Source organism: Bradyrhizobium sp. LA6.8 (assembly GCF_040547935.1).
GTDB classification, from domain to species: Bacteria; Pseudomonadota; Alphaproteobacteria; order Rhizobiales; family Xanthobacteraceae; genus Bradyrhizobium; species Bradyrhizobium barranii.
In genome coordinates, this window is the sequence record NZ_JBEPQQ010000002.1 from 632936 (window position 1) to 658020 (window position 25085).

Annotated in this window: 23 protein-coding genes; 11 read left to right on the forward strand and 12 right to left on the reverse strand. The window is 65.4% G+C overall.

From position 1 onward, the window contains the following. Positions 1 to 13: 13 nt before the first annotated feature. A complete protein-coding gene (locus ABIA90_RS10095; protein WP_354118709.1) occupies positions 14 to 2848 on the reverse strand; it encodes an ATP-binding protein in 2835 nt (944 codons plus the stop codon). Between the two features lie 200 nt (positions 2849 to 3048). Here ABIA90_RS10095 and ABIA90_RS10100 point away from each other — a divergent pair, with 200 nt between their 5' ends. The 4 genes from ABIA90_RS10100 (at position 3049) to ABIA90_RS10115 (ending at position 6010) form a co-directional block, all read left to right on the forward strand. Next, positions 3049 to 3468, forward strand: a complete 420-nt coding sequence (locus ABIA90_RS10100; RefSeq protein WP_354118710.1) for an organic hydroperoxide resistance protein — start codon at positions 3049 to 3051, stop codon at positions 3466 to 3468. A gap of 35 nt (positions 3469 to 3503) precedes the next feature. Continuing rightward, positions 3504 to 4532, forward strand: a complete 1029-nt coding sequence (locus ABIA90_RS10105) for an alpha/beta fold hydrolase (protein ID WP_354118711.1) — start codon at positions 3504 to 3506, stop codon at positions 4530 to 4532. Positions 4533 to 4604: 72 nt separating this feature from the next. Then, positions 4605 to 5168 carry a cytochrome P460 family protein gene (locus ABIA90_RS10110; RefSeq protein WP_354118712.1) on the forward strand — a complete coding sequence of 188 codons (564 nt, stop codon included), beginning with the start codon at positions 4605 to 4607 and terminating at the stop codon, positions 5166 to 5168. Positions 5169 to 5185: 17 nt separating this feature from the next. Then, the gene (locus ABIA90_RS10115) at positions 5186 to 6010 is read left to right on the forward strand and encodes an SDR family NAD(P)-dependent oxidoreductase (RefSeq protein WP_354118713.1); all 825 of its coding nucleotides are present in this window, start codon (positions 5186 to 5188) and stop codon (positions 6008 to 6010) included. A 7-nt stretch (positions 6011 to 6017) separates the two neighbouring features. On the opposite strand, the gene ABIA90_RS10120 is transcribed toward ABIA90_RS10115, so the two are convergent. The 3 genes from ABIA90_RS10120 to ABIA90_RS10130 all read right to left on the reverse strand — a co-directional run bounded on the left by ABIA90_RS10120 (position 6018) and on the right by ABIA90_RS10130 (position 12011). Continuing rightward, on the reverse strand, positions 6018 to 9527 hold the full coding sequence (locus ABIA90_RS10120) for a PAS domain-containing hybrid sensor histidine kinase/response regulator (protein ID WP_354118714.1): 3510 nt from the start codon (positions 9525 to 9527) through the stop codon (positions 6018 to 6020). A 321-nt stretch (positions 9528 to 9848) separates the two neighbouring features. Further along, entirely contained in the window at positions 9849 to 11078 is a 1230-nt protein-coding gene (gene hemA / locus ABIA90_RS10125) for a 5-aminolevulinate synthase (protein ID WP_071916882.1), read from the reverse strand. 198 nt (positions 11079 to 11276) lie between these two features. Further along, a complete protein-coding gene (locus ABIA90_RS10130; RefSeq protein WP_354118715.1) occupies positions 11277 to 12011 on the reverse strand; it encodes a GntR family transcriptional regulator in 735 nt (244 codons plus the stop codon). Between the two features lie 157 nt (positions 12012 to 12168). Between ABIA90_RS10130 and ABIA90_RS10135 the strand changes: the two genes are divergently transcribed. The 4 genes from ABIA90_RS10135 to aroQ are packed head-to-tail and all read left to right on the forward strand — an operon-like array spanning position 12169 to position 15499. Continuing rightward, a complete protein-coding gene (locus ABIA90_RS10135) occupies positions 12169 to 13197 on the forward strand; it encodes a TRAP transporter substrate-binding protein (RefSeq protein ID WP_354118716.1) in 1029 nt (342 codons plus the stop codon). Between the two features lie 25 nt (positions 13198 to 13222). Next, entirely contained in the window at positions 13223 to 13771 is a 549-nt protein-coding gene (locus tag ABIA90_RS10140) for a TRAP transporter small permease (RefSeq protein ID WP_502916636.1), read from the forward strand. Next, entirely contained in the window at positions 13768 to 15048 is a 1281-nt protein-coding gene (locus tag ABIA90_RS10145; RefSeq protein WP_259259388.1) for a TRAP transporter large permease, read from the forward strand. The genes ABIA90_RS10140 and ABIA90_RS10145 overlap by 4 nt, the downstream gene beginning before the upstream one ends. 19 nt (positions 15049 to 15067) lie before the next feature. After that, positions 15068 to 15499: a type II 3-dehydroquinate dehydratase gene (gene aroQ / locus ABIA90_RS10150; protein WP_354118718.1), complete on the forward strand. Its 432-nt coding sequence runs from the start codon at positions 15068 to 15070 to the stop codon at positions 15497 to 15499. Between the two features lie 109 nt (positions 15500 to 15608). On the opposite strand, the gene ABIA90_RS10155 is transcribed toward aroQ, so the two are convergent. The 4 genes from ABIA90_RS10155 to ABIA90_RS10170 form a co-directional block, all read right to left on the reverse strand. Further along, the gene (locus tag ABIA90_RS10155; RefSeq protein WP_354118719.1) at positions 15609 to 16670 is read right to left on the reverse strand and encodes an MBL fold metallo-hydrolase; all 1062 of its coding nucleotides are present in this window, start codon (positions 16668 to 16670) and stop codon (positions 15609 to 15611) included. Between the two features lie 135 nt (positions 16671 to 16805). Then, positions 16806 to 18962 (reverse strand): methyl-accepting chemotaxis protein, encoded by a 2157-nt coding sequence (locus tag ABIA90_RS10160; protein ID WP_354118720.1) that lies wholly within the window; start codon positions 18960 to 18962, stop codon positions 16806 to 16808. 167 nt (positions 18963 to 19129) lie between these two features. Continuing rightward, the gene (locus ABIA90_RS10165) at positions 19130 to 19855 is read right to left on the reverse strand and encodes an outer membrane protein (protein ID WP_063986055.1); all 726 of its coding nucleotides are present in this window, start codon (positions 19853 to 19855) and stop codon (positions 19130 to 19132) included. Positions 19856 to 20079: 224 nt separating this feature from the next. Beyond that, positions 20080 to 20400 (reverse strand): hypothetical protein, encoded by a 321-nt coding sequence (locus ABIA90_RS10170; protein ID WP_354118721.1) that lies wholly within the window; start codon positions 20398 to 20400, stop codon positions 20080 to 20082. Positions 20401 to 20520: 120 nt separating this feature from the next. On the opposite strand from ABIA90_RS10170, the gene ABIA90_RS10175 reads away from it, so the two are divergent. Then, positions 20521 to 20862 (forward strand): hypothetical protein, encoded by a 342-nt coding sequence (locus tag ABIA90_RS10175; RefSeq protein WP_063980791.1) that lies wholly within the window; start codon positions 20521 to 20523, stop codon positions 20860 to 20862. 124 nt (positions 20863 to 20986) lie between these two features. Further along, complete coding sequence (locus ABIA90_RS10180; protein WP_071917770.1) at positions 20987 to 21274, forward strand: hypothetical protein; 288 nt, start codon at positions 20987 to 20989, stop codon at positions 21272 to 21274. Between the two features lie 30 nt (positions 21275 to 21304). On the opposite strand, the gene ABIA90_RS10185 is transcribed toward ABIA90_RS10180, so the two are convergent. The 3 genes from ABIA90_RS10185 to ABIA90_RS10195 form a co-directional block, all read right to left on the reverse strand. Further along, positions 21305 to 22240, reverse strand: coding sequence for an AEC family transporter (locus ABIA90_RS10185; protein WP_354118722.1), 936 nt, complete (start codon positions 22238 to 22240; stop codon positions 21305 to 21307). A gap of 104 nt (positions 22241 to 22344) precedes the next feature. Beyond that, positions 22345 to 22554, reverse strand: coding sequence for a hypothetical protein (locus ABIA90_RS10190; protein ID WP_028148688.1), 210 nt, complete (start codon positions 22552 to 22554; stop codon positions 22345 to 22347). Next, positions 22551 to 22724, reverse strand: a complete 174-nt coding sequence (locus ABIA90_RS10195; protein WP_187387912.1) for a hypothetical protein — start codon at positions 22722 to 22724, stop codon at positions 22551 to 22553. Before ABIA90_RS10195 ends, ABIA90_RS10190 begins: the two co-directional genes overlap by 4 nt. A 449-nt stretch (positions 22725 to 23173) precedes the next feature. Between ABIA90_RS10195 and ABIA90_RS10200 the strand changes: the two genes are divergently transcribed. Further along, positions 23174 to 23446: a hypothetical protein gene (locus ABIA90_RS10200; RefSeq protein WP_354118723.1), complete on the forward strand. Its 273-nt coding sequence runs from the start codon at positions 23174 to 23176 to the stop codon at positions 23444 to 23446. A gap of 18 nt (positions 23447 to 23464) precedes the next feature. Here ABIA90_RS10200 and ABIA90_RS10205 read toward each other — a convergent pair whose 3' ends face one another. Then, a complete protein-coding gene (locus ABIA90_RS10205) occupies positions 23465 to 25084 on the reverse strand; it encodes an ABC transporter ATP-binding protein (RefSeq protein WP_354118876.1) in 1620 nt (539 codons plus the stop codon). Position 25085 lies beyond the last annotated feature (1 nt).

Consider the following 25085-nt stretch of genomic DNA (forward strand, 5'->3'; position numbering starts at 1 on the left):
CTGCCGACCTGGGTCACCCCAGGAGCCTCTTGGCGGCCCCGATATCCGCAGTCTCGGAGCCCTCGGCAAAGCCCTCGAGCGCCGACTGCAGCAACCGCTTCGCTTCCTCACACCGGCCACGTTCAGCAAGGACCTCGGCGAGATCGATCGCAGCCCGCAGCTCCCAGGCTTTTGCGCCGTTGCGACGGCCCAGCTCCAACGACTGCATTAGGTGGCTTTCGGCATCTCCACGGTTCGGCTCCGGCAGTGACAGCAACACATTGCCCTTCATGCGCAGCAGCTCGGGCATGTAGAGATGATCGCCGCCCTGCTCGACGAGGCCGATCGCGTCGTCGATCAGGCGCGCACTCCGCTCGATCTGCCCGAGCGCCAGCAAGCCATGCACGAGCGCGATGTTGAACGTCGTGGTGAGCAGCTCGTAGCCGGCGTCGTGGAGCTCGCGCAGACAGGCCCGTATCGTCTCGACGCCGCCAGCGGCGTTGCCGCGCCGGATCGCCAGCTCGCCTTTGACGCCGCGGCCGACCGCGAGATAAGGGCCCATCGAGCGCGTTTCGGCATGTGCGATGAAGCGGTCGAGGTTCTCTTCCGCGCCGTCGAGATCCCCGCTCCAGAGATCGATCGAGACCGCCCAGATCAGCGCGATGCAGAGCGTGATCGGATGGTCCATCTGCGCGGCCTCGGTGACCGTCTGCCGCGCCAGTTGCCGCGCATCCGCCGGCCGGCCCTGCAACCAAAGCTCGCGCGCGAGCGAGATGCCGGCCCGGTTGCGGTGATCGAAGCCGTGGACCGTGCTGATCCGCTCCGTGCCCGGCCCGTGCCAGGCGGCCTCCAGCATGCTCAGTGCGTCGCGATGCTCGCCGGCCAAATGCAAGGAGACACCCAGCAGCGAATGGGCGAGGGCGATGGCGGCGGCATCGCCGAGCGTCTCGGCGACCGTGAGGCTCTGCTGCGCATAACCGAGCGCGGCGTCGAACTGTCCCATCCGCTCGTGGAAGATGTGCATGCGGCCGAGCAGCTGGAGCTGGTTCGGCGCGTCGCCGCGCGCCTCGGCGATCGCCAGGCTCCTGCTCAGGGCGGCACGCGCAGCTTCGCTGCCGCCACGCGTGAACATCAAGGTCAATCCGAGGGCGGCCTGGATGTGCATTTCCTCGGCGCTGCCGCGCGAGGGCGGATCGATCGCAAGCAGCGCCCGTTCCGACCAGCGTCGGCATTCGATCAGCAGCGACATCGCGAGAAAGATCGGAGCCGCCGCGGCGGCGAGCGCAATGCCGATGCCGACATCGCCGCCCGTTCCGAAGCACCAGTCGAGAGCGGCGCGCACGTTGTGAAGCGCGGAGAAATGGATCGCGCGTTCGTCGGCGCTCGGCACTGTCGCCCATGTCGTGCCGGCCTGCTCCAGCCATCGCCGGTAGTAGGTTGCGTGGCGGGCGGCGAGCGCGGTCTCGTCCGGCTCGATCTCGAGCAGATAGGCGCGCGTCGTGTCGAGCAGACGGTAGCGCATCATGGCGCCGACCGGTCGCGGCGCGACCATCGACTTGGCGACCAGGCTGTCGATCGCGTCGAACAGGCGCGAGCGGTCGACGCGCTCGTCCGGCACGATTTCGAGCGCGGCGTCGATGGTGAAGTGACCGGCGAAGACGGCAAGCCGGCGCAGCACGAGACGCTCGGTGTCGGACAGGAGCCCGTAGCTCCAGTCCAGCGTCGCTTGCAACGTCTTCTGCCGCGGCAGCGCGGTGCGCTGGCCCTGCCAGAGCAGATTGAGGCGTTCGTCGAGCAGTGCGGCCGTCTGTTCCAGTCCGTAGGCCTCGACCCGGCCGGCGGCGAGCTCGATCGCCAGCGCCATGCCGTCGAGCTTGCGGCAGATCCGGGCGACGATCGCGGCATTGGCATCGTCGAGCGCGATCTGCGCGCCGCCGGCCATGGCACGTTCGAGGAAGAGCTGAAGCGCGGGATAGGTCTGCGCGGCAGCCGCGGTCAGCCCGGGATTGTCAGGCGGAACGGCGAGCGGCGCCAATCGATAAACCTGCTCGCCCTCGACGCGCAGGGCCTCGCGGCTCGTGGCGAGGATATGGACATGCGGTGCGGCGTGAAAGATTTCGGCTGCCAGCGGCGCCGCGGCGGCGATGACATGCTCGCAATTGTCCAGGATCAGCAGCATCCGCTTGTCGCCGAGATGCGCGAGCAATGCCGGCAGGGGATCGTCGGTCTGCGCCGGCAAGCCCAGCATCAGCAGGATCGAGGTGATCACGAGATCGGGATCGCTGAGCGCGGCAAGATCGACGAAATGCGCGGCGTCGGAGAAAGTCTCGAGCAGGTCGTGCGCGATCGCCACCGCAACGGCGGTCTTGCCGACGCCGCCCGGGCCGACGATCGTGACGAAGCGCGAGCCGATGAGCTTGTCGGAGACGGCGGCGACCGCATCGTCGCGCCCGACCATCCGTTGCAGCCGGTTCGGCAGCTTGACGGGCGGTAATTCCGTTCGCTGCGCGGGACGCCGCTCTGCCGCGATTTCCGCCTTGGAGATCGGCGCCACGAAGCAATAGCCGCGGCCGGAGAGCGTGGTGATGTAGCGGGCGCCGTCCTTGCCGTCGCCGAGCGCCTTGCGCAGGGCTGCGACGTGAAAGCGCAGATTGGCTTCCTCGACGGTCAGGCCGGGCCACACCAGCGCCATCAGATCCCATTTGCTGACGACCTCGTTCGGCCGCGACATCAGTGCGATCAGCGTGTCGAAGGCCTTCGCGCCGAGCGGCAGCGCGACGCCGTCGCGCATCACGAGCCTTTCATGCGATGTCACGGTGAATGGCCCGAACGATAGGGTTCCCGTTGCGGTGCCGGCCGGCTCGGTCATGGCGAAATCTTGGTCCTTTCAAACCGACCGGATAGCCAGATGATCGCAATCCGGCAAGGCCGCACCTGCATCGGCATCAGACCGCTGATGCAGGCCTCGTGGCGGGGCTGCGCGCCGGGGCCTCACAACTTCTCACAAGTCCAAACGGGTGTCCTGCCGCCGCCGCTGCTAGTCAGTTGCGCGACGGCAAGGAGACCTTCATGACGCAAGCGGCAAAACTGCTCTACACGGCCAGGACCCATACCAGCGGCGGACGACACGACGGCATATCGCGCAGCTCCGACGGTCGCCTCGACGTCAAGCTGTCGCCGCCGGGCGGCACAGGCATCGGCACCAATCCTGAGCAATTGTTCGCAGCCGGCTGGTCGGCCTGCTTCGAAGGCGCGATGGAGATCGCGGCCCGCAAGCGCAAGATCGAGCTTCCTCGGAAATGCGCGATCGATGCGGAGATCGATCTCGTGCTCGACGAGGGCGCCTATTCGCTCAGCGCGCGCCTCAACGTCAGCCTGCCGGGCCTCGATCGCGAGATCGCGCGCGGCATCGTCGATGAGGCGCACCAGACCTGCCCCTATTCAAAGGCCGTCCGCGGCAACATCGACGTCACGGTCGCGCTGATCTGACGGACATCACCAACCATCAACAAGGTAGCACCACCATGAAACAGATCATCGACCAGCACCGCCGCAAATTTTTCGGCGTCGCCGCGGGAACCGTCGCCGTCGGTCTCGGCGTGATCGACCTCGCCCGTGCCGAAACGGACGCGCCGAAGCCGTCCGCATCGAATGCGTCGTTCGGTCCGATCAAGCAGATCGACGCCGGCGTCCTCAATGTCGGTTATGCGGAGGCAGGTCCCTCGAACGGTCCCGTGGCGATCCTGCTGCACGGCTGGCCTTACGACATTCACGCCTTCGTCGATGTCGCGCCGATCCTGGCAAAGGCCGGCTATCGCGTGATCATACCGTACCTGCGCGGCTACGGCTCGACGCATTTCCTTTCCAGCGAGACGCCGCGCAACGGCGAGCCCGCGGCCATGGCCGTCGACATCATCGCGCTGATGGACAAGCTCGACATCAAGAAGGCTGTTATCGCCGGCTTCGACTGGGGCGCGCGCACCGCCGATATCATCGCTGCGTTGTGGCCGGATCGCTGCCGCGCGCTGGTGTCGGTCAGCGGCTATCTGATCTCCAGCCAGGCCGCAGGCAACGCGCCGCTGCCGCCGTCGGCCGAGCTGCAATGGTGGTACCAGTTCTATTTCGCGACCGAGCGCGGCCGCGCCGGATACGAGAAGTACACGCATGATTTCGCAAAACTGATCTGGAAGCTCGCCTCGCCGCAATGGAAGTTCGACGACGCGACCTTTAGCCGGAGCGCGGCGTCGCTGGACAACAAGGATCATGTCGCCATCACGATCCACAATTACCGCTGGCGGCTCGGGCTCGCCCAGGGCGAAGCCAAATACGAGGAGCTCGAAAAGAAGCTCGCTGCAGCTCCGGTGATCAGCATCCCGACGATCACGATGGAGGGCGACGCCAACGGCGCGCCGCATCCCGACCCCAGCGCCTATGCCAAGAGGTTCTCAGGCCGGTACGACTTCCGCCTGATCACCGGCGGCATCGGCCACAATCTGCCGCAGGAGGCACCGCAAGCCTTCGCCAAGGCCGTCATCGACGCCGACGGCGCCTGAGCGTTCATTCGATGCCTCGGTCCAGCGCGGCTGGACCGAGGCTATGCCGCGCTCCCAGCATGAAGGAACGTCATGACGTCCATCGAATCTGAAAAGAAGAAGCGCTTCCATGCCACGGCTATCACGCTTGCCGCGCTCCTTCTCGTCGTTCTCCTGACTTGCGTGCCCTACCTGGTCTCGATCGCTCTCGCCGAGGGGCCGGCACAAGGCAATACGGCAGACGCCTCGCCGATCTTCGGCGTCACGATTCCTGCGGGTTACAAGCAGTGGGAGCTGATCGCGCCCGCCGAAGAGGCGGCACCGCTCGATGAGCTTCGAGCCGTTGTCGGCAACCAGACCGCGATCGATGCTTATCAGGCCGGAAAACTTCCGTTCCCCGATGGCACCATTCTGGTCAAGCGCGCCTGGAAACGGAAACAGTCACCGGAATTCGCATCCGCGACGATCCCCGGCGCGGCCACTACGGTTCAGGTGATGGTCAAGGATTCCAGGAAATATGCATCCACCGGTGGCTGGGGGTTCGGCCGCTTCATCAACGGCAAGCCGGTCGACGAGGCCCAGCACCGCACCTGCTTCGCCTGTCACGACGCCCGCGCGAAGAGCCACGATTACGTCTTCACCCGGCTTGCGCCTTGAGCGGTCAGGAGCCCGCCGTGTCAAAGATCTGGTTCATCAGCGGCAGCTCGCGCGGGCTCGGACGCGCCATCACGGAAGCCGCGCTTGCGGCGGGCCACCGGGTGGTTGCCACTGCCCGGAATCTCGGTCCGCTCGAATCGCTGCGGGAACGCTTTGGGGAAAGACTGCGGCTCGCAACGCTCGACGTGACCGACGAGGCGGCCGCGCAAGCGGCCATCGGCCTCGCCGTGGAGGCATTCGGCGGCGTCGATGTGGTCGTGAACAATGCCGGCTATGGCGATCTCGGATCGGTCGAGGACACGAGCCTGGCCTCGTTCCGTCAGCAGATCGAGGTCAATCTGCTCGGCACCATCATCGTCACCAAGGCGGCGATCCCCGTGCTGCGCCGGCAGCGCCGCGGGCATATCGTGCAATTCTCATCCGTCGGCGGACGGATCGGAGCTCCCGCACGCGCGGCCTACTCGGCCGCGAAATGGGGCATCGAGGGCTTTTCGGAATCGCTGGCACGCGAGATGGCGTTGATCGGCGTGCACGTGACGATCGTCGAACCCGGCGGCTTCCGCACGGGCTTTGCGCAGGCCGCGCATGCGACCGGCGAAGGGCGGGCGGAGTACGATGCCGTCGTTGGTGCGGCCGTCAGGATGCAGCGCGATTACGACGGCCGCCAGCCGGGCGATCCGGCGAAGGCCGCCGCCGTCGTGCTGGAGCTGGTCGACATGGACAGCCCGCCGCTGCGGATCGCGTTCGGCAGCGACGCCGTGAACGCCATCGCGGCGACGGACCGGCAACGCCTCGAAGAGCTCGAGAGGTGGCGCGCGCTCAGCGTCTCGACCGACTACTGACCGCGTCTCACTCCGCCGCCACCATCTGCTGCGTGCGCCACTGTCCCAGCAGGGCGCGCAGCGAGGCCGGCTTCACCGGCTTGTTGAGCACCGCGACATTTTCCTCGCGCGCGGCGACCTGCACCGCGGGGCTGCGGTCGGCGGTGATCAGGATCGCGGGGATGCCGTCGCCGAAGCGGCGGCGGATGTCGCGGATGGCGGCAATGCCGTTGCCGCGATCGAGGTGATAATCGACCAGCAGGCCGGTGACGCGGCGGCCCGCGCCTTCGATCGCGGCGATCGCGCCCTCGGGGTCGGCGACTGCGATGACCTCGGCGTCCCAGGCCTTCAGCAGCGTGCGCATGCCGTCGAGGATCGCTGCGTCGTTCTCGATGCAGACGATGAGGGCGCCCGAGATCGGCCTACGCGCCAGCGGTGTCGCGCTGGTGACGGCCGCGGTGTGGGTGATCGCCTTGGCTGTCGGCACTGTCACGGAGAAGACCGAGCCGCCGCTCTTGTTGCCGTCGATGGCGATGCCGTGCTTGAGCACGCGTGCAAGACGCTCGACGATCGAGAGGCCGAGTCCAAGGCCGCGGGCGATCCGCGCGCCCTGTTCGAGGCGGTGGAATTCCTTGAAGATCTCGCCGCGCTTGACCGGGGGGATGCCGACGCCGGTGTCGTAGACGCAGATTTTCAGCGAAGGGCCCTGGCGGCGGCAGCCGACCAGCACGCGTCCGCGCGGGGTGTATTTGATCGCGTTGGAGATCAGGTTCTGGAGCAGGCGCCGCAGCAACAGCCGATCGGACTCGACCGGCAGCGAGCAGGGCACGAAGGCGAGCTCGAGGTTCTTGGCGCGCGCGATCGGCGCAAACTCGATCTCGAGCGAGCGCATCAAATCGGCCATCTTGAAGCTCGAAATCGAGGTCGTCATCGCGCCGGCGTCCAGCCGCGATATGTCGAGCAGTGCGCCGAGGATCTCCTCGATCGCCTGGAGCGATTCGTCGATGTTCTCGACCAGCCGCGTCTCCTCGCCGCTGTGCTGGCGCTCGACCAGGCTGGTGACATAGAGCCGCGCCGCGTTCAGGGGCTGGAGGATGTCGTGGCTGGCCGCCGCTAGGAAGCGCGTCTTGGAGATGCTGGCGTCCTCGGCCGCGCTCTTGGCCAGCGCCAGCTCGGAATTCAGCCGGGTCAGCTCCTCGGTGCGGTCGCGCACCCGCTTTTCGAGCGTCGCGTTGGCGCGCTCCAGCGCTTCGGCGGCCTCGAACGTGGGGGTGACATCGGTGAAGGTGATGACGAAGCCGCCGCCGGGCATGCGGTTGGTCAAGATCTCGATCACCATGTGGCGGTCGGGCAGGCGCTCGAGATAAGGCTCGCCGTCGGTGGTGTAAGCCGCGAGCCGCCGCTCCAGCATGGCTTCGCGCTCGACCGGATTGTCCGGCTCGCTCACACCCATGAATTCCAGGATTTCACGCAATGGCGTGCCGAACTGGATGAAATGCGGCGGCACGTTCAGGAGATCGCCGAACTGCCGGTTGGAGCAGATCAACTGCAGGTCGGCGTCGAACACGGCGATGCCCTGGCGGACATGGTTGAGCGCGGTCTGGAGGATCTCGCGATTGAAATGCAGCGCCGCGTGGGAATCGTCGAGCAGTTTCAGCGCCGCTTTCGCCGAGACCGTCCGCTTGCGCAGCAGCAGCGACATCACGAGCCGCGAGGAGGCTGCGCCGATCGAAGAGGCGATCAGGTGCTCGGCGTGCTGCAGCAGCTCGAAATCGGCGGGCGCCCCGGATTCCAGGCGAACATTGCGCCGTACCGAAAATGCCTCGAACGAATGCCGGGCGCGGTCGGGCCCGAGATATTGCGCGACCGTGGTCTGGATGTCCTGCACCGTGACGGTGGTGCGCCAGCGGCGGAAGTTCGGGGAGATCGGCGCGAGCGTGTTGGGTACGAACAGATCGGCTTGCACCAGCTCGATCGAAGATGGCCGCCGCGCCAGCGACAGTAGCACATAGGTCAGGATGTTGAGCGACAGCGACCAGATCACGCCGTGCATCAGCGGCGGCAGGTCGGCGCCGAACAGCGCCTGCGGGCGCAGCGCCTCGATCCCGAACGGGCCGTGCTGGAGCAGCAGGATGCCCGCCGTCGAGGAATCCATGAAGCTCGGGATGAACAGCGTGTAGAGCCACACCGCGAAGCCGACCAGCATGCCGCCGATGGCGCCGCGCGCGGTGGCGCGCCGCCACAGCAGCCCGCCGAAGAAGCTTGGCGCGAGCTGGGCGATGGCGGCAAAGGAGAGCAGGCCGATCGCCGCAAGCTGGGTGTTGCCGAGCGCGCGGTAGTAGAAATAGGCCATCACCATGATGGCGAAGATCGCAAGCCGCCGCGAGCGCAGCAGGAAGTCGCTGAAATCGGCGCCGCCGGTGCGCCCCTCCGGCCGCCGCTGCAGCACCAATGGCACCACGAGGTCGTTCGAGACCATGATGGAGAGTGCGACGCATTCGACGATCACCATCGCGGTCGCCGCCGACAGCCCCCCGACGAAGACCGCGACGCTGAGAAGTCCCGCGCCGCCCTCCATCGGCAGCGCCAGCACATACATGTCCGGTTCGACCGCGCCGAACGGAAAGGTGACGAGGCCAGCAAGCGCGATCGGGATCACGAACAAATTGATGGCGACGAGATAGAACGGGAACAGCCAGCGCGCGCGGCTGACCTCGGCATCCGAGGAGTTTTCGACCACGCTGACGTGGAACTGGCGGGGCAGCAGCATGATCGCGCAGAGCGACAGCAGCGTCATGGTGAGGAAGTTGCCGATCGACGGCGAATAGTTGATGGCGCGCACCGCCTCCGGCGTCCTCATCGCGCGCTCGATCAATTCGTGTGGCGAGAACATCCAGAAGGTGACGAAGATGCCGGCGGCAAGGAAGGCGATCAGCTTGATGATGGATTCGGTTGCGACCGCCAGCATCAGTCCGTGCTGGTGCTCGGTGGCGTCGGTCTGCCGCGTGCCGAACAGCACGGCGAAGGCGGCCATCGCCAGCGTCACCATCAGCGCCATGTCGCCGAGGATCGGGATGTGGGAGAACGCCTGGTCCTCGCTCAGGATCGTTTCGAGCGAGGAGGCGACCGCCTTGAGCTGGAGTGCGATGTAGGGCACCGAGCCGATGATCGCGATCAGCGCCACCGTTGCCGCCACCGCCTGGCTCTTGCCGTAGCGCGCGCCGATGAAGTCGGCGATCGAGGTGATGTTGTGCGCTTTCGCGAGCTGGATCACGCGGCGCAGGACGCCGGCGCCGAGCCCGATCATCAGGATCGGGCCGACATAGATGGCGAGGAAGTCGGTCGAGGCGCGGGTGGCGAAGCCGACCGAGCCGAAGAAGGTCCAGGAGGTGCAATAGATCGCGAGCGAGAGCGGATAGATCAGCCCGGACGCGCGGCCGCGCCCGGCCGGCGAGCGGCGGTCGCCGTGGCTCGCCACCAGGAACAGGAAGCCGATATAGCCGAAGGCGGCAGCGATCACGCCCCAGTCGTGCAGCATGGCGAGCGCGCTTCTCCCTGGGCGCGAGGGCGCCCGAACTCATTTTCCTTGCAAATCTAGCGCGTTGGGCGGGCGCAAGCGACAGCGAAATGCCCTACCGGGGCGGGAATTGGGGTTGTCGTTAAGGTGCGGGCGGACGCGGATCCCGCTTACCTTCCCCTGGAGGGGGAGGGTCGATCGCGCGAAGCGCGAGCAGGGTGGGGTGATCTTTCCACACGAGCAGCGTCAGAGGTGGAGACACCGTCACCCCACCCCGTCTCCCATTTTCGCTGCGCTCAATGTGAGCCGACCCTCCCCCTCCAGGGGAGGGTGGAGAAACGCCTACTCCGCCGCCAGCGACTTTTGCTTGAGCGGCAGACCGAGGCGGTCCCACACCTGCAGGAGCGCTTCGGCTAGCTGATCGATCAAGCCGTCGTCGTGATAGGGCGAGGGCGTGATGCGCAGGCGTTCGGTGCCCTTGGCCACCGTCGGATAGTTGATCGGCTGAATGTAGATGCCGTGCTGTTCCAGCAGCAGGTCGGACGCCTGCTTGCACTTCTCGGCATCGCCGATGAACAGCGGCACGATATGGGTGTCGCTCGACATCACAGGCAGGCCGGCGGCATTGAGGATCGCCTTGACGCGGGCGGCGCGGTCCTGGTGGCGCTCGCGCTCCCAGTTCGAGGTCTTCAGATGCTTGATCGCGGCGGTCGCGGCCGAGCAGATCGCCGGCGGCAGCGCGGTGGTGAAGATGAAGCCCGGCGCGTAGGAGCGCACGGCGTCGATGATCTGGCCGTTGGCGGCGATGTAGCCGCCGAGGCAGCCGAACGCCTTGGCCAGCGTGCCTTCGAGAATGTCGATGCGATGCATGACGCCGTCACGCTCGGCGATGCCGCCGCCGCGCGGGCCGTACATGCCGACGGCATGGACCTCGTCGACATAGGTCATCGCGCCATATTTCTCGGCGAGATCGCAGATCTTGGCGAGCGGGGCGACGTCGCCGTCCATCGAATAGAGGCTTTCGCAGGCGATCAGCTTCGGCCGGTTCGGACCTGCGGCCTTCAACTTCTCTTCGAGGTCGGCGAGGTCGTTGTGGCGGAACACGACGCGCTCGCAGGCGGACTGGCGGATGCCCTCGATCATCGAATTGTGGTTGAGCTCGTCCGACAGGATCAGGCAGTTCGGAATGAGCTTCGCGATGGTCGCGATGCCGGTCTGGTTCGAGACATAGCCCGAGGTGAACAGCAGCGACGCTTCCTTGCCGTGGAGATCGGCGAGTTCGGCCTCGAGCTGCACCAGCGGATGATGCGTGCCGGCGATGTTGCGGGTGCCGCCTGCGCCGGTGCCGACGCGGGTCGCGGTTTCGACCATGGCGCCGACCACTTTCGGGTGCTGGCCCATGCCGAGATAATCGTTGGAGCACCAGATCACGACGTCGCGTTTGCCCTTCGGCGAGTGCCACAGCGCATGCGGGAACCGGCCGGCGATGCGTTCGAGATCGGCGAACACGCGGTAGCGCCGCTCGGTGTGGAGACGATCGAGGGCGGTATTGAAGAACTGGGCGTAATCCATCGGCAAAACCTAAGACGGAACTGACCAAAAAGGGCGCATCTTCTTAGAGCTTTTCCAGCTCTAGAGTCTATGCGCTATCCCACATTTGGGCATGGGGAGCATTTGGGCAAAATGCCCTATCGTGCGATTTGAAACTTGATCCCGATCAAGTTCGCGCGAGAGGCAATGTTGCTTTGCACCATTGGCGGCGGTGCGGATCTACCCGGCCTTGGCCTTCTTGCGCGGCTCGCTCCGCGCCTCCTTCACGGCGGCCACCGGCCTTAACCAATCCGAATTGCGCAAGGCATGCACCACGCAATCATGGATGTGGGTGTGCAGCACCTTGTTCGCGCCCTTGGCGTCGCGCTTCAGCGCCAGCTCTTTCAGCTCGCGATGCTCGGCCGCCGCCATCTCGCCGCGGAACACCACGGCGATCATCTGGTAGCGCAGATAGCGGTCATAGACCGCGGCATGCGCATCGAGCAGCACCTTCGAGCCGCAGGCCGCGACGAGCGCGCGGTGAAACTGGAAATCGCACTGTTTCCAGCTCTCCGCATCGGATCGCTCGCCTGACAGCAGCATGCGCTCCATCGCCGCGAGCTTGTGATGCGCCGAGACGATGTGCGCTTCCCAGTCGAGATCGCCGGCCGCGAACGACTTCTCGATCATGTGGCTCTCGAGCAGCTCGCGCAGCTCAGCGATCTCCTGGAATTCGGTCGCCGAGATCGGCGCGACCTCGAAGCCGCGCTGGCCTTCGGCGACGACAAAACCTTCCGAGCACAGCCGGTTCAGCGTCTCGCGCAGCGTCGAGATGCTGGTGCCGTAGGCGCCGCTCATCCGCTCGAGCTTCAGCTTCTGCCCCGGCGTCAGCTTGCCGAAGATCAGGTCGGTGCGGATGCGGCGATAGGCGCTGTCGCCCACCGTCTCGGCGGTCGTGTCGGGAAGGGTGTCCATGCCTCATCCTAGCGCTTTGGACGTGCGTTTTGCCAAATTTCGTAACTTTATCAAGCGTTTCTTGTAATATCAGACAAAATTAAAAATATAGGTTGATTTATAATTCGTCATATAAGACGTTCCACCCCCAAGAACGAGATCAACAGGGGAGGCGGCGATGCCCGTTCGATTCAAAGGTCTGGCTTTGGTGGCGGCGATCGGCGCGGTCGCCTTGGGCGCGATGGCGCCGGCCTCGGCGCAGGCCATTCAAGAGCGCACCATCCGCTGGGGGCACCTCAACAACACCGACCATCCCGTCAGCAAAGGCGTGCAGAAATTCGCTGAGATCGTCGCGGCCAAGAGCGGCGGCAAGCTCAAGGTGCGCGAATATCCGGCCAACCAGCTGGGCAGCGAGATGCAGCAGCAATCGGCGCTGCGCGCCGGCACCCAGGAGATGCAGTCGCCGGCGACGACGTCGCTGGTCGGCATCGTCAAGGATTACGGCCTGATCGATTTCCCCTTCATCGTCTCGACGCCGCAGCAGGCCGACGCCCTGCTCGATGGTCCGCTCGGCGCAGCGCTGCTGGCAAAGCTGCCTGAGAAGGGGCTCGTTGGTCTCGCTTATTGGGATCTCGGCTTCCGCAACGTCACCAACAGCAAGCGTGCCATCACCAGGGGCGAGGACCTCGGCGGCATCAAGATCCGTGTGATCCCGAACCCGGTCTATCTGGAGACCTTCAAGGCCTTCAACGCCAACCCGGTGCCGATGAGTTTCTCGGAGCTCTATAGCGCGCTGGAGACGGGCACCGTCGACGGCCAGGAGAACCCGTTCTCCGTGATCCTGTCGAACAAGTTCTTCGAGGTGCAAAAGTATCTCAGCGTCACCAACCACACCTATTCGACCAACATCATCCTGATCAGCAAGAAATTCTGGGACGGGCTTTCGCCTGACGAGCAGAAGATTTTGCAAGACGCCGCGATCGAGGCGCGCGACTACCAGCGCAAGGTCAGCCGCGAGCAGGCCGCTGCCGCGATCGACGAGCTCAAGGCCAAGGGCATGGCCGTCAACGAGATCGCACCCGCCGAGCTCGATCGCATGCGCGAGAAGACAAAGCCGATCGCGGAAAAATTCTCGGCCGACTACGACCCCGCCATCGTCAAGCTGTTCAACAGTGAGCTCGACCGCGTGCACGCGCTGAAGCCGTAAGCCGACGCGCAGCAGGACGGACATGATGAAAACGATGGTCGACGCCTATTTCTGGCTGCTCCGCGCGGTGATCGCGGTGCTGCTCGCCGCCATGGTGGTGCTGGTGTTCGGCAACGTCGTGCTGCGCTACGGCTTTAATTCCGGGATTGCGATTTCGGAAGAGCTGTCGCGCTGGTTGTTCGTGTGGATGGTGTTTCTGGGCGCGATCATCGGCCTGAAGGAGCATGCCCATCTCGGCGTCGACAGCCTCGTCAAGGTGCTGTCGCCGTTCGGCCGCAAGGTCTGCTACGGCCTCAGCCACGCGCTGATGCTCTATGCCTCCGTGCTGCTGACGGAAGGCTCCTGGAAGCAGACGGTGTTGAACTGGGACACGGTGGCGCCCGCCTCCGGACTCTCGGTCGGCCTGTTCTACGCCGCCGGGATCGTGTTCGGCGCCTCCTCCTGCGTGATCATCGTGCACGAGCTCTATCGGCTCGTGACCGGGCAGGTCGCCGATGCCGATCTGATCGCCATCAGCGAGTCCGAGGAGCTCCCGCATTCTCCCGGCACCGCGAGCGGAAAGCAGCAGGCATGACTGTCGCCGTCTTCACCTTCTCGCTGCTGGGCGCCATGGCGATCGGCATGCCGATCGCGTTTGCGCTGATCATCTGCGGCATCGCGCTGATGACCTATCTGGCGATGTTCGATTCCCAGATCATCGCGCAGAACGTTATCAACGGCGTCGATTCCTTCCCGCTGATGGCGGTGCCGTTCTTCATCCTCGCCGGCGAGGTCATGAACACCGGTGGCCTTGCGCGCCGCATCCTCAACTTCGCGATCGCGCTGGTCGGCCATTTCCGCGGCGGGCTCGGCTATGTCGCGATCCTGACGTCATGCATCCTGGCCTCGCTCTCGGGCTCGGCGGTCGCGGACGCCGCGGCGCTCGGTGCGCTCCTGGTGCCGATGATGGCCGCCGCCGGCCACAATCGCGCCAGTGCGGCCGGCCTCGTCGCTGCCGGCGGGATCATCGCGCCCGTCATTCCTCCGTCGATCGGTTTCGTCATCTTCGGCGTCGCCGCCAATGTCTCGATCTCGAAGCTGTTCCTGGCCGGCATCGTGCCGGGCCTGCTGCTTGGCGTCGGCCTGTGCTTTGCCTGGTGGTGGGTGGTGCGCAAGGAGAATCCGGCGCGCCTGCCGCGCAAGAGCATCGCAGAGATCTGGCGCGCGCTGATCGACGGCTTCTGGGCCCTGATGCTGCCGATGATCATCATTTTCGGCCTGCGCTTCGGCATCTTCACGCCGACGGAAGCGGCCGTCGTCGTCGCCGTCTACTCGCTGGTGGTGGCGATGGGCGTCTATCGCGAGCTCAGGCCGGCACAACTGCCGGCACTGCTGGTCTCGACCGCGCAGACCACGGCTGTCGTGATGTTCCTCGTCGCCGCGGCGCTGGTATCGTCCTGGCTGATCACGGTTGCCGAGATCTCCGACCAGATCGTGGCGCTCGTGCAACCGTTCGCGGGCAACAAGACCCTCCTCACCTTCGTTCTGATGATTATCGTCGTCATCGTCGGCACCGCGCTGGACATGACGCCGACGATCCTGATCCTGACGCCGATCCTGATGCCGATCGTCAAGCAGGCCGGCATCGACCCCGTCTATTTCGGCGTGCTCTTCATCATCAACAATGCGATCGGGCTGATCACGCCGCCGGTCGGCGTCGTGCTCAACGTCGTCTGTGGCGTTGCCCGCGTCTCGATGGATGATCTGATCCGCGGCGTCTGGCCCTTCATGATCGCGCAGCTCGTCGTGCTAGCCTTGCTGACGCTGTTTCCCGTTCTCGTCACCGGCCCGGCCAAGTGGTTCGGTGGCTAACTTCTAGAAGGACCTGTCCATGAAGCGCGTGATGATCCTCAACGGTCCCAACCTCAACATGCTCGGCATCCGCGAGCCGCACATCTACGGCACGACCACGCTCGACCAGGTCAACGCAAGGTGCGAGGAAGCGGCCGCCAAGCTCGGGCTCAAGTTGGCCTTCCACCAGTCCAACCATGAAGGCGTGCTGGTCGATCTGATCCAGTCGGCGCGGCAGGATGCCGATGCGATCGTCATCAATCCGGCCGGCTTTTCCTTCACCTCGGTCTCGATCATGGATGCGATCAAGACCTTCGAAGGCCCGGTGCTGGAGGTCCACATCTCCAACATCCACGCCCGCGACGAATATCACCGCCACTCCAAGATTTCGTTCGTGGCCACCGGTGTGATCTGCGGGCTGGGCCCGTTCGGCTACGTCGCGGCGCTGCACGCGATCGCGAATATGAAGTGAGCCGCTTCCACAAACTCGTCATGCCCGGGCTTGTCCCGGGCATCCACGAACTCGTTTCGACCTGAAAGAACGTGGATGGCCGGGACAAGCCCGGCCATGACGCCGTGGCTCACGTCGTCCGGAACTGGAGCACGCCGTCTTTCGTCTCCGCCGTCAGACGGCCCTCGACGATCATGTAATTGACGTGGGCAACGAGCTCGCCGGCGGCAAAGCCCATCTGGTGCTCGTCCAGCACGTGCTTGTTGAACACGACGGGGACCAGGGCGCGCGAGGTCTGCGGCACCTCGCTGCAGGCTTCCGCGATCAGGCGGCAGCGCTCCTCGTGGTGATCGGCGAGCTGCTTGATGCGGGTCTTCAGACCATAGAACGGCACGCCGTGGCCGGGCAGCACCAGCAGATCGTAGGGCAGGGTGGTGGTCAGGCTCGCGAGCGAGGCCAGATATTCGCCGAGCGAGTTCTGGTCGGGTTCGACCGCCCAGACGCTGACATTGGGCGAGATCTTGCTCAGCACCTGGTCGGCGGAGAGGAACAGCTTGTCGTCGGCGCAATACAGCATCACCTGGTCGAGCGCGTGCCCGCCGCCGGTGATCACCTTGAAGCGGCGCGTGCCGATCACGACCTCGTCGCCATGCGAGATGCGGCGGTAGGACGGCGGCAGCACCGAGACGCGCTTGAGATAATCCTGGCCGCGGCCGAGCAGCTTTTCGGTGAGCGACTCGTCCATGCCGTGGCGGCGGAAGAACAGCCGCTGGGCTTCGCGCCGCTCCTCGGTGCCGCGGTTCTGGTGGTAGACAGATTGCAGATATTCGACCTGCGTCATCACCAGCGGGCAGTTGAACCGCTCGACGATCCAGCCCGCGAGGCCGACGTGATCGGGGTGCGAATGCGTGACGATCAGGCGCGTGATGTTGACGCCCTTCAGCGGCCCCTCGAACAGTCTGGTCCAGGCCTCGATCGTCTCCTCGTTGCCGAAGCCGGCATCGACCATGGTATAGCCGTCGCCGTCGGCGAGCAGGTAGATGTTCACGTGGTTGAGGCGGAACGGCAGTTTCAGCCGCGCCCACAACACGCCGGGACGCACCTCGACGATCTCTTCGGGGCCGGGATGCTGTTCCCAGGGATAGCGCAGGGCCTCGGCCGAGGACTGCACGGTGTCGGTTTTCGGGTTCATGCTACCGGCTTAAACCCGCCGGGCGCGGGGCGCCAGCCGAAAAAGGACAGGCCGTGATCTCCGCATGGCGGTCATACCCGCAGTTTTCCGTAGCCCGGATTACGCGGTGCGCCATCTGGGCTACGGACCGGCGGCTTACGCCGCCCGCATATTGTTGAGGAATGCGTCAATCTCTCCGCGCAGCATGTCGGCTTCGCGGCGGAGCGCGTCGGAGGCGCCCAGCACTTCGCTCGCCGCCGCGCCGGCTTCCGCGGACGCCGTGGAGACGCCGATGATGTTGCTGGAGACCTCGCTGGTGCCGCCGGCGGCATGCTGGATGTTGCGGGCGATTTCGCGGGTGGCCGCGCCCTGTTCCTCGACCGCGGCGGCGATCGTCGTCGTCACGTCGTTGATCTCGCCGATGATCCGGCCGATGCCCTGGATGGCGCCCACCGCCGAGGTGGTGACTTGCTGCATGCTGGCGATCTGGGTGCGGATCTCTTCCGTCGCCTTGGCGGTCTGGCTCGCGAGGCTCTTCACCTCGGAGGCGACCACTGCGAAGCCGCGGCCGGCTTCGCCCGCGCGCGCTGCCTCGATGGTGGCGTTGAGCGCGAGCAGGTTGGTTTGCGAGGCGATGGTCTGGATCAGGTCGACCACGACGCTGATGCGGCTCGCACTGTCGGCAAGGCTCTGCACCGTGGTGTCGGTGGCGCCGGCCTCGTCGACCGCCTTCCTGGCGATCGCGGCCGAGGTGACGACCTGCTTGCTGATCTCCTCGATCGAGGACGACAGCTGCTCGGTGCCTGATGACACGGTCTGCACGTTGACCGAGGTCTCCTCCGCGGCGGAGGCAACCGCGTTCACCAGCGCGTTGGACTGGTCGGCGGTGTTCGACATGCTCTGCGCGGTGGACTGCATCGAATTGGCCGACTGCGCGAGATTGTCGAGCGCGTTGCGTACCGCGCCCTCGAACTCGGCGATCTTCGCTTCCATGCGCGCGGCACGCTCGGCCTTGGCGACACGGTCCTTGTCCTGCTCGCTCGACATCGCGCGGGCCTCGATCATGCTCTCGCGGAACACCTGCAGCGTGTTCGCCATCACCGAGATTTCGTCGTTGTGGTGCTTCGAGCGGTAGATCTCGGTCTCGAGGTCGCCGTTCGCGAGCAGCTGCATCGACTGATGCAGCGCGCCGATCCGCCGCAGGATGTTGCGGCCGACATAGAGCCAGACGAACAGCGCCGAGCCGACCAGCATCAGCGCGCCCAGCGCCAGCATCGCGGTGGTGGCGAGCGAGATCTCCTGGCGCGCCTGGAAGGTCGACGCGTTGGTCTCCTTCTGCACGCCGTCGACGAGCTGCTGCACGCTGATGCCGAGACCGACATTGAGCTTGCGGGTCTCGTCCAGAATGGTCTGGCCGTAGTCGATGGCGTCGAGCTCCTTCTGGCGGATCTTGAACACGCCGGTCTTGCCCTCGCCGAAGGCGAACAGCTTCTGCACGGCGTCGCGCACCGTCTGCATCGAGGGCATGTTCGGGAGATCCTCGAGGTTCGACTTGACGCGGTCGCGCGTCGCCTTGAACTCCTTCTCGATCGCCTCCAGCGTGTCGCTGTTGTTGGCCGACAGCGCCGCCATCATGTCGGCGGCCATCAGATTGCCGTTGGCGGAGATTGTCGCGACCTGGGAGACGGTGCGGGCAGCCTCAGTCGCATCATCGGCGGAAACTTCCGCCGCGCCGAGGATCGCGTTCAGGCGTGTCTGTGCGTCCAGCATCGCAGGACCGGCCGCGCCGACGAAGGTGAGCTGCGCCTTGCGCAGCGCCTCATACTGCTTGTCATGCAGCGCGCCGGTCTCGAGCCGCTCGCGCGCGGCCGACACCAGGCTCTGGGTCGCCTCGTCGATGCTCTTGGCGGTGTCGCGCAGCGCGGTTGCGATCTGCTTGTCGGCGCCGAGCTCGATGATCTCGCCGAGCTTGGCCATGGCGAGCTGCTGGATGTCCTTCACGCTCTTGGTGCGTTCCTTCAGCGCCTCGTCGGAGGGCGATGCAAGCAGGCCCGGGCCTTGCGCGGCGAGCGTCGCGCTCTGCGAGGCAAGCTGCAGGCTGGCGGAGAGGCGCGGGATGTCGCGGCCGCTCAGATCCATCATGGTCGCGCCGAGATGATTGAACACGAAGCCGGCGCCGGCTGCGATCACGAGGCCCATGCCCGCGATCAATGCGAAGGCGGCGAACAGGCTGCCGCGCACGCCCCACCTTGGCATCTTGAAACGAGGCTTGAGACGGCCAAGGACATGGCCAGCACCCAGACGGATCGCCATCGAAATTCCCCCACGCGTGATCTTTATATTTTCGCCGCGGAGTATCCCTGGGTCGGGTTAAAAAATCGCAAGTTGCACAATCGGTTGCGCCTGTTCCGCACAGCGAAAAAAGAAAGGGCCGGCAGAATTGCCGGCCCCTGTTGGCGAGGAGATTTTTGGAGGCGCGATCAGTAGCGCGCGACCGCCGAATTGGCCCAGTTGAAGCGGTAGTTGACGCCCGCCTTGAAGGTGTGGTCGTCGGTCGTGAAGTTGCCGGTGCCCACCAGCGGGCCCGCGGTGAAGTGTGCGTCGCCGAAATTATAGTACTGATACTCGGCCTTGGCCGACCAGTTCGGGGCGAACATGTATTCGAGGCCGGCGCCGACGGTGTAGCCGTTGCGGTGATCGCCATCGATGATGAAGCCCGTCGGCACGCCGCCAATCGTCACCTTCTCGTTGTTGTCCGAATAGGCGTAGCCGCCCTTCACGTAGAGCAGGCCCGGACCCCAGGTGTAGCCGACGCGGCCGGTGATCGAGCCGAGGCCACGCTGGTCGTTGCTGTAGGCGACGCCGCCCGGGAACGCCGCGCCGACGCTGCCGGAGAGCCAGGAATACTGGCCTTCGACGCCGACCAAGAAGTTCGGGTTGAACTGCCAGTCAGCACCGACCTGCACGCCGCCGAGGAAACGGCCGTTGCCGTTGTTGCCGGTGGAGAGGCCGTTGAAATTGTTGTCGCTGGAGAACGCGCCGCCGACATGGCCGCCGACATAGAAGCCCGTCCAGTTGTAGATCGGCGCGGCATAGGCCGGCGCAGGCGCCTTGTAATAGTTGCGGTTGCCGAGATCGGCGCCGACGGCCGGCGCGGCAGCGCCCACCACGAGCAGCCCAACGGTCGCAAACAAAATCTTCTTCATCGTCTTGAACTCCAGCACTTTGGTCCCCGGCAGGCGCGCTGTCCGCGCCGTCGTTGGTTTTGCAGATAGCTCGCTTTTGACGAAAATGCTGTCACATCCGTGGCACAGCGACAGCCAACCTAACTTATTGGGCTGTAAATGATTTTCGTGCTTAATGGCGGCTTAAGAAGTGGTGAAGGAAGGCTTAACGTCGCACGTCTCGGGTAACTTGCGCGCGTCTCTCGTTAACCAAGCCGCCGCCGCACCTCATCGCGCATCTGCTCGCGGAAGGCCGCGCGCCTTGCGGGCCGGTCTTCCTCGCGGACGTCGTGGCGATCGAAGACGTCGAACTTCTCCATGATCGGATAGCGCTCGCTCGCCATCGCGAGCACGCGCAGCACCTTGGTCGCGGACGGCGTCGGGCCACGGACCTCCCAGCGCCGGATGGTATCGGCGCCGCCCTTCTCCGGCAGTCCGCAAAGCTTGGCCATGTCGGCCGCGGTGAGCTTGCGCTCGAGGGCATCGGAAAGGTCGTTGCGGAGCTGCTTCAGTTCGGGGCCGGTCATGCTGCTTGCGTCCAGGGAAGTCACTGAAGGCGATGCACTAGCGCTGATTCGGGTCCATCCGAAGGCGGGTGGTCGTGATAGTGTGTCCATGCCGGTCGAGCATCAGCGAGGCGAAATCGCATGCCTGTGTTCAAGCTGCCCCTGTCGGGGGATGTCGTCCAGTCCATTTATCCGTCGTTCTTCAGTCCCACCGGCGGCCAGTTCGGTCTCGTCAACATCACGGTGGGGCAATCCTCGGCGCCAGATGTCGAGAAGGACGTGCTGTCGGATGTCGCCGGTTACGGCAAGCAGATCGGACAGATCGCGGACGCGCTGCTGGCCGTGGTCGAGCATCTGGAGTCGCGGCCCGACCACGCGCTCGCTGACGATCCGGCGATCGTCGCCTTCAAGGCGCTGATGCACTCCGTCGCGACAGTCAAGGAGCGACATGGCCGCAAGGCATGTCGTCCGAAGCGACGATGACCACGGCGGCGGCCTGGGTCAGGCACATTCGGGCGTGCACGAAGTTATGAACGGATGCCTATGGAAATCTTGCGTTGAATGAACACATCCCACACTGGGCTCGCAGCCAATGAAGGGAACCGCCATGACAAGCATCAAACCCGCCATTGCCGCACTCATCACTGTCGGACTGCTTGCCGCGCCCTTCGCAGCCGAAGCGAAGAAGGCCCGGCCGAGCCGGCATCACTACAGCACGGGCGTGGTCGCCCCGACCTATGGCGCCGCCGCATTGCCGGTCGCGCAGCCCAGGACCTCTTACGGGTCGTCCGGACAGACGGTCGGGACGGTCACGGCGCCCTCGATCGGATCGTACAATTGGCCGTCGGTCGGCGTGACCAATTCGGTGCCGACCTGGAGCAACACCACGAGATAGAGAACCCGTCGCCAGGCGCGCCGGTGACCGTCAACGCGTGCCGGGCGCGAGGCCGGAGAGCAGGTAGAGCGCGACCAGCAATGTCGCGACCGACAGCATCGTCGTGACCGAGACGGTGGCCGCGACCAGCTTCTCCTCGACCTTGTGCTCGTGCGCCAACACATAGACGGTCTTCGCCGTCGGCACGGCCGCGCATATGACGGCGGCAACCGTGTAGAGCGGATTGAGGCCGGTGACCACGCAAAGTCCGTAGACGATCAGCGGCATCACCACCAGCTTCACGGTCGCGAGCGCGAACGATGCCTTCAGGTTGGATCGCAGACCGTCGACCGACAGGCCAAGCCCGATGGCAAACAGCGCGCAGGGCGTGAGCGCGGCGGCAATGATGTTCAGATAGGCCGCGACCGGCGCCGGAATCGGCAAGCCCGTGATCGCCCAGACGAGACCGATCAGCGTCGACAGCACCATCGGATTGAGCAGGATCTGCTTCACCAGTCCGCTGGAATGCGAAGGGCCGCGCACGTCCCTTTCCAGCAGGATGACCGTGAGCGGAAACATCACGCCGGCGACGAACACCGTCGCCACCGCGGCGGGCAAGACGGCGGGCTGGCCGTAGATCGCGTGCAGGATCGGGAGCGCCACGAAGCCGGTATTGGTCATCGCCGCCGCCATGCCATGGATCGTGCTGCTGGCGAGGTCATGCTTGCCGTCCGCACGGACCGCCAGGAAGACCAGCGCGAAGCAGAGGAGGGAGCCGCCGCCGAACGCGAGCAGGAAGCGCCATTCCAGCAGATTGCGCGCCGGCTCCTGGGCGATCGTGACGATCAGCAGCGCCGGCATCGCCACGTTGTAGGCAAAATGCACCAGCGCGTCCGCAAGCGAGCGGGAGAGATAACCGAGTTCGCCGGCAAACCAGCCGGTGACGATGATTGCGAACACGGGAAGAACGAGGCTGGCGACCTCCATCCGGCGTCCCCCTCTGCCAAGCAGCGTCGCCATTCTAGCCTGGCGATGCATGCTCGTCACGGTTCAACTGGATGGCGCCGTCCTCGACCAGACGTCCCGTGGCCTCAGGCGCCCCTGCCGGTCTGTTGACCGAACACGCAGCGCCATCCAGCCAGGCGTTCGGCCGGATGCTGGTTCATCCATTCGGCGAGCTGCGGCGCGCCCATCAGGCAGGATTGCATCGAGACGTTGGCGAAGTCCGAGGTGGTGACGATCTGCTCGTGACAATTTGCCGGAGAGGAGAGGCTGCACAGCACCGCGATGATCTTGATCACGCCAGATTTCCTGCGTCGCCGTTGGCCGCGCGGCCGATCGTCGCCTTGCCCTGCGGCTCGCCGCTCGGATCAGCCGGCGGAAAAATGCTGTCGTAGATCGCGCGTGCCTCCTGAATGAGGCGAACGCGCTCGCGCTCGGATTTCGAGATAAACTGAATAACCTGGCCCATGTCGGCTCCAATGGATCGGAAATCCATCATCAGATGATGGAAATCATTCCATGCGAATCTGGGGTGCCGGCCTCTGTTTCGCATCTGTGCGGACGGTCACGAGGGATAAAAAGCCCGTGACTGTTCCGTCGCCCGAAGAGGAGCGGAATACCTTAGCCATGAGCTGGCCTGACGTTGCCGGCGCGCGCTCCTCGTGTCCCGGGATCGCCGCAAGCAAGGCACAACATGCAAGCATCCTCCGGTGCGGCGGCGAGCCAAGGGGCTGGGAGTGCGCCCCGGTTCGGTTGGAGCTGCTCGTCGCGCCATCGTGATGGAGCGTCAGGCCCTGCAGTGTGATCGTGTTGCGGCACATTTTCGCGCGCGTGGAGTTGTAAGATTGCTCAGTGCACGAGTGGTTCGACGAGCGAACGGCCGACGCGACTGAGACACCGCGCCCGAAAGGATTAGCCATGACAAGAACCAGACGCTCGATTGCGGTACTTATCGCGGTCGGATTTGCGGCATCGCCATTCGCTGCAGGCGCGCAGACGTCTGCGGCGGGCACCCAAAGCAACACGGGCGGTCTTTCCGGAGCGCCAGCAACGCAAGGCACAACTTATGGAAGCTCCGGACAGACCGTCGGGACCGTCACTGCGCCGTCGGTCGGAACGTCTAATCAACCATCGGTCGGCGTGACCAACTCAGTCCCCACCTGGAAGAACACCAACCCTCCGGCCAGGTAGAACCCGCAAGCGGTTGGCTCACGCCGCCGGCGCGCGCTCCTTGCGTCCTGGGACCGCCGCAAGCAGCTCGCGCGTATAGGCGTGCTCTGGCGCGGCGAACAGTTGCGCGGTCGGCTTCAACTCGACGATGGCGCCGCGCTGCATCACCGCGATGCGGTCGCAGATTTGCGCCGCGACGCGCAGATCGTGGGTGATGAACAGCATCGAGAGGCCGAGGCGCGCCTTGAGGTCTTCGAGCAGTCGCAACACCTGCGCCTGCACGGAGACGTCGAGCGCGGAGACGGCTTCGTCGGCGACGATGATTTCCGGTTCGAGCGCGAGCGCGCGCGCAATGCCGATGCGCTGACGCTGGCCGCCGGAGAATTCATGCGGGTAGCGGTCGAGCGCTCCGGCGTCCAGCCCGACCATCCTGAGGAGATCGCGGGCGCGGTCGAACGCCAGTTTCGGATCGATGCCGGCTGCGATCGGACCGTCGGCGATGATGTGCCCGACCTTGCGGCGCGGATTGAGCGAGGCGAACGGGTCCTGAAAGATCATCTGGATGCGATGGCGCTCGGCGCGGAGCGCCTTGCCCGAGAGCTGCGTGAGATCGGTCTCGCCGATCCGCACCGTGCCGCGGTCGGCTTCGATCAGTCGCATCACCAGCCGCGCCACCGACGATTTGCCGGAGCCGGATTCGCCGACGAGGCCGAGCGTCTCGCCCTTGAGAATGTTGAAGTTGACCTCGCGCGCGGCATCGACGCGGCGGTCCTCGCGAAACCAGCCGCCTGATGTGACATAGGTCTTGTCCAGCCCAACCACCTCGACGGCCCTGGCCTGGTCATCGAGCGGCTCGCGCGCCGGCGGATCCATCGACGGCACGGCGGCGAGCAGCGCCTTGGTATAGTCGTGCTGCGGATTGTTGAAGACGGAGCTAGCGGGGCCCTCCTCGACGACCTTGCCATGCCTGAGCACCACGACCTGGTCGGCGATGTCGGCGACCACGCCGAAATCATGGGTGATGAACATCACCGCCATGTTGCGGTTGCGCTGGAGGTTGCGGATCAGTTTCAGGATCTGCGCCTGCGTGGTGACGTCGAGCGCGGTGGTCGGTTCGTCCGCGACCAGCACTGCGGGCTCGAGCGCGAGCGCCATCGCGATCATGGCGCGCTGGCGCTGGCCGCCGGAGAGCTGGTGCGGATAGGCGCGGACAATGCGCTCGGGGTCGGGCAGGCCGACCTCGCGCGCCAGCGACAGCGCCTTCGCGCGCCGCTCCTTCGGCGTCAGCAGACCGTGGGCCTCGAACGTCTCCGCCATCTGGTCGCCGATCCGCATCAACGGATTGAGCGCGGTCATCGGCTCCTGAAAAATCATCGCGAGGCGGCGGCCGCGCAAATCGCGCCAGCCGTCGTCGTCGAGCTTGAGCAGGTCGCGGCCTTCGAACTGGATCTCGCCGGAGGTGACGGTGACCGTATCAGGCAGAAGCCCCATCAGCGCATGCGCGCACATCGACTTGCCGGAGCCGGATTCGCCGACGACGCAGACGATCTTGCCGGGCCGAAGATCCAGCGAGACGCCGTCGGCCGCGAACGGACGCTCGGCGCCCTTGGGCAGCGCGATCCGCAGATTCTTGATGGAGACGGCGGGCGGGGCGGTCATC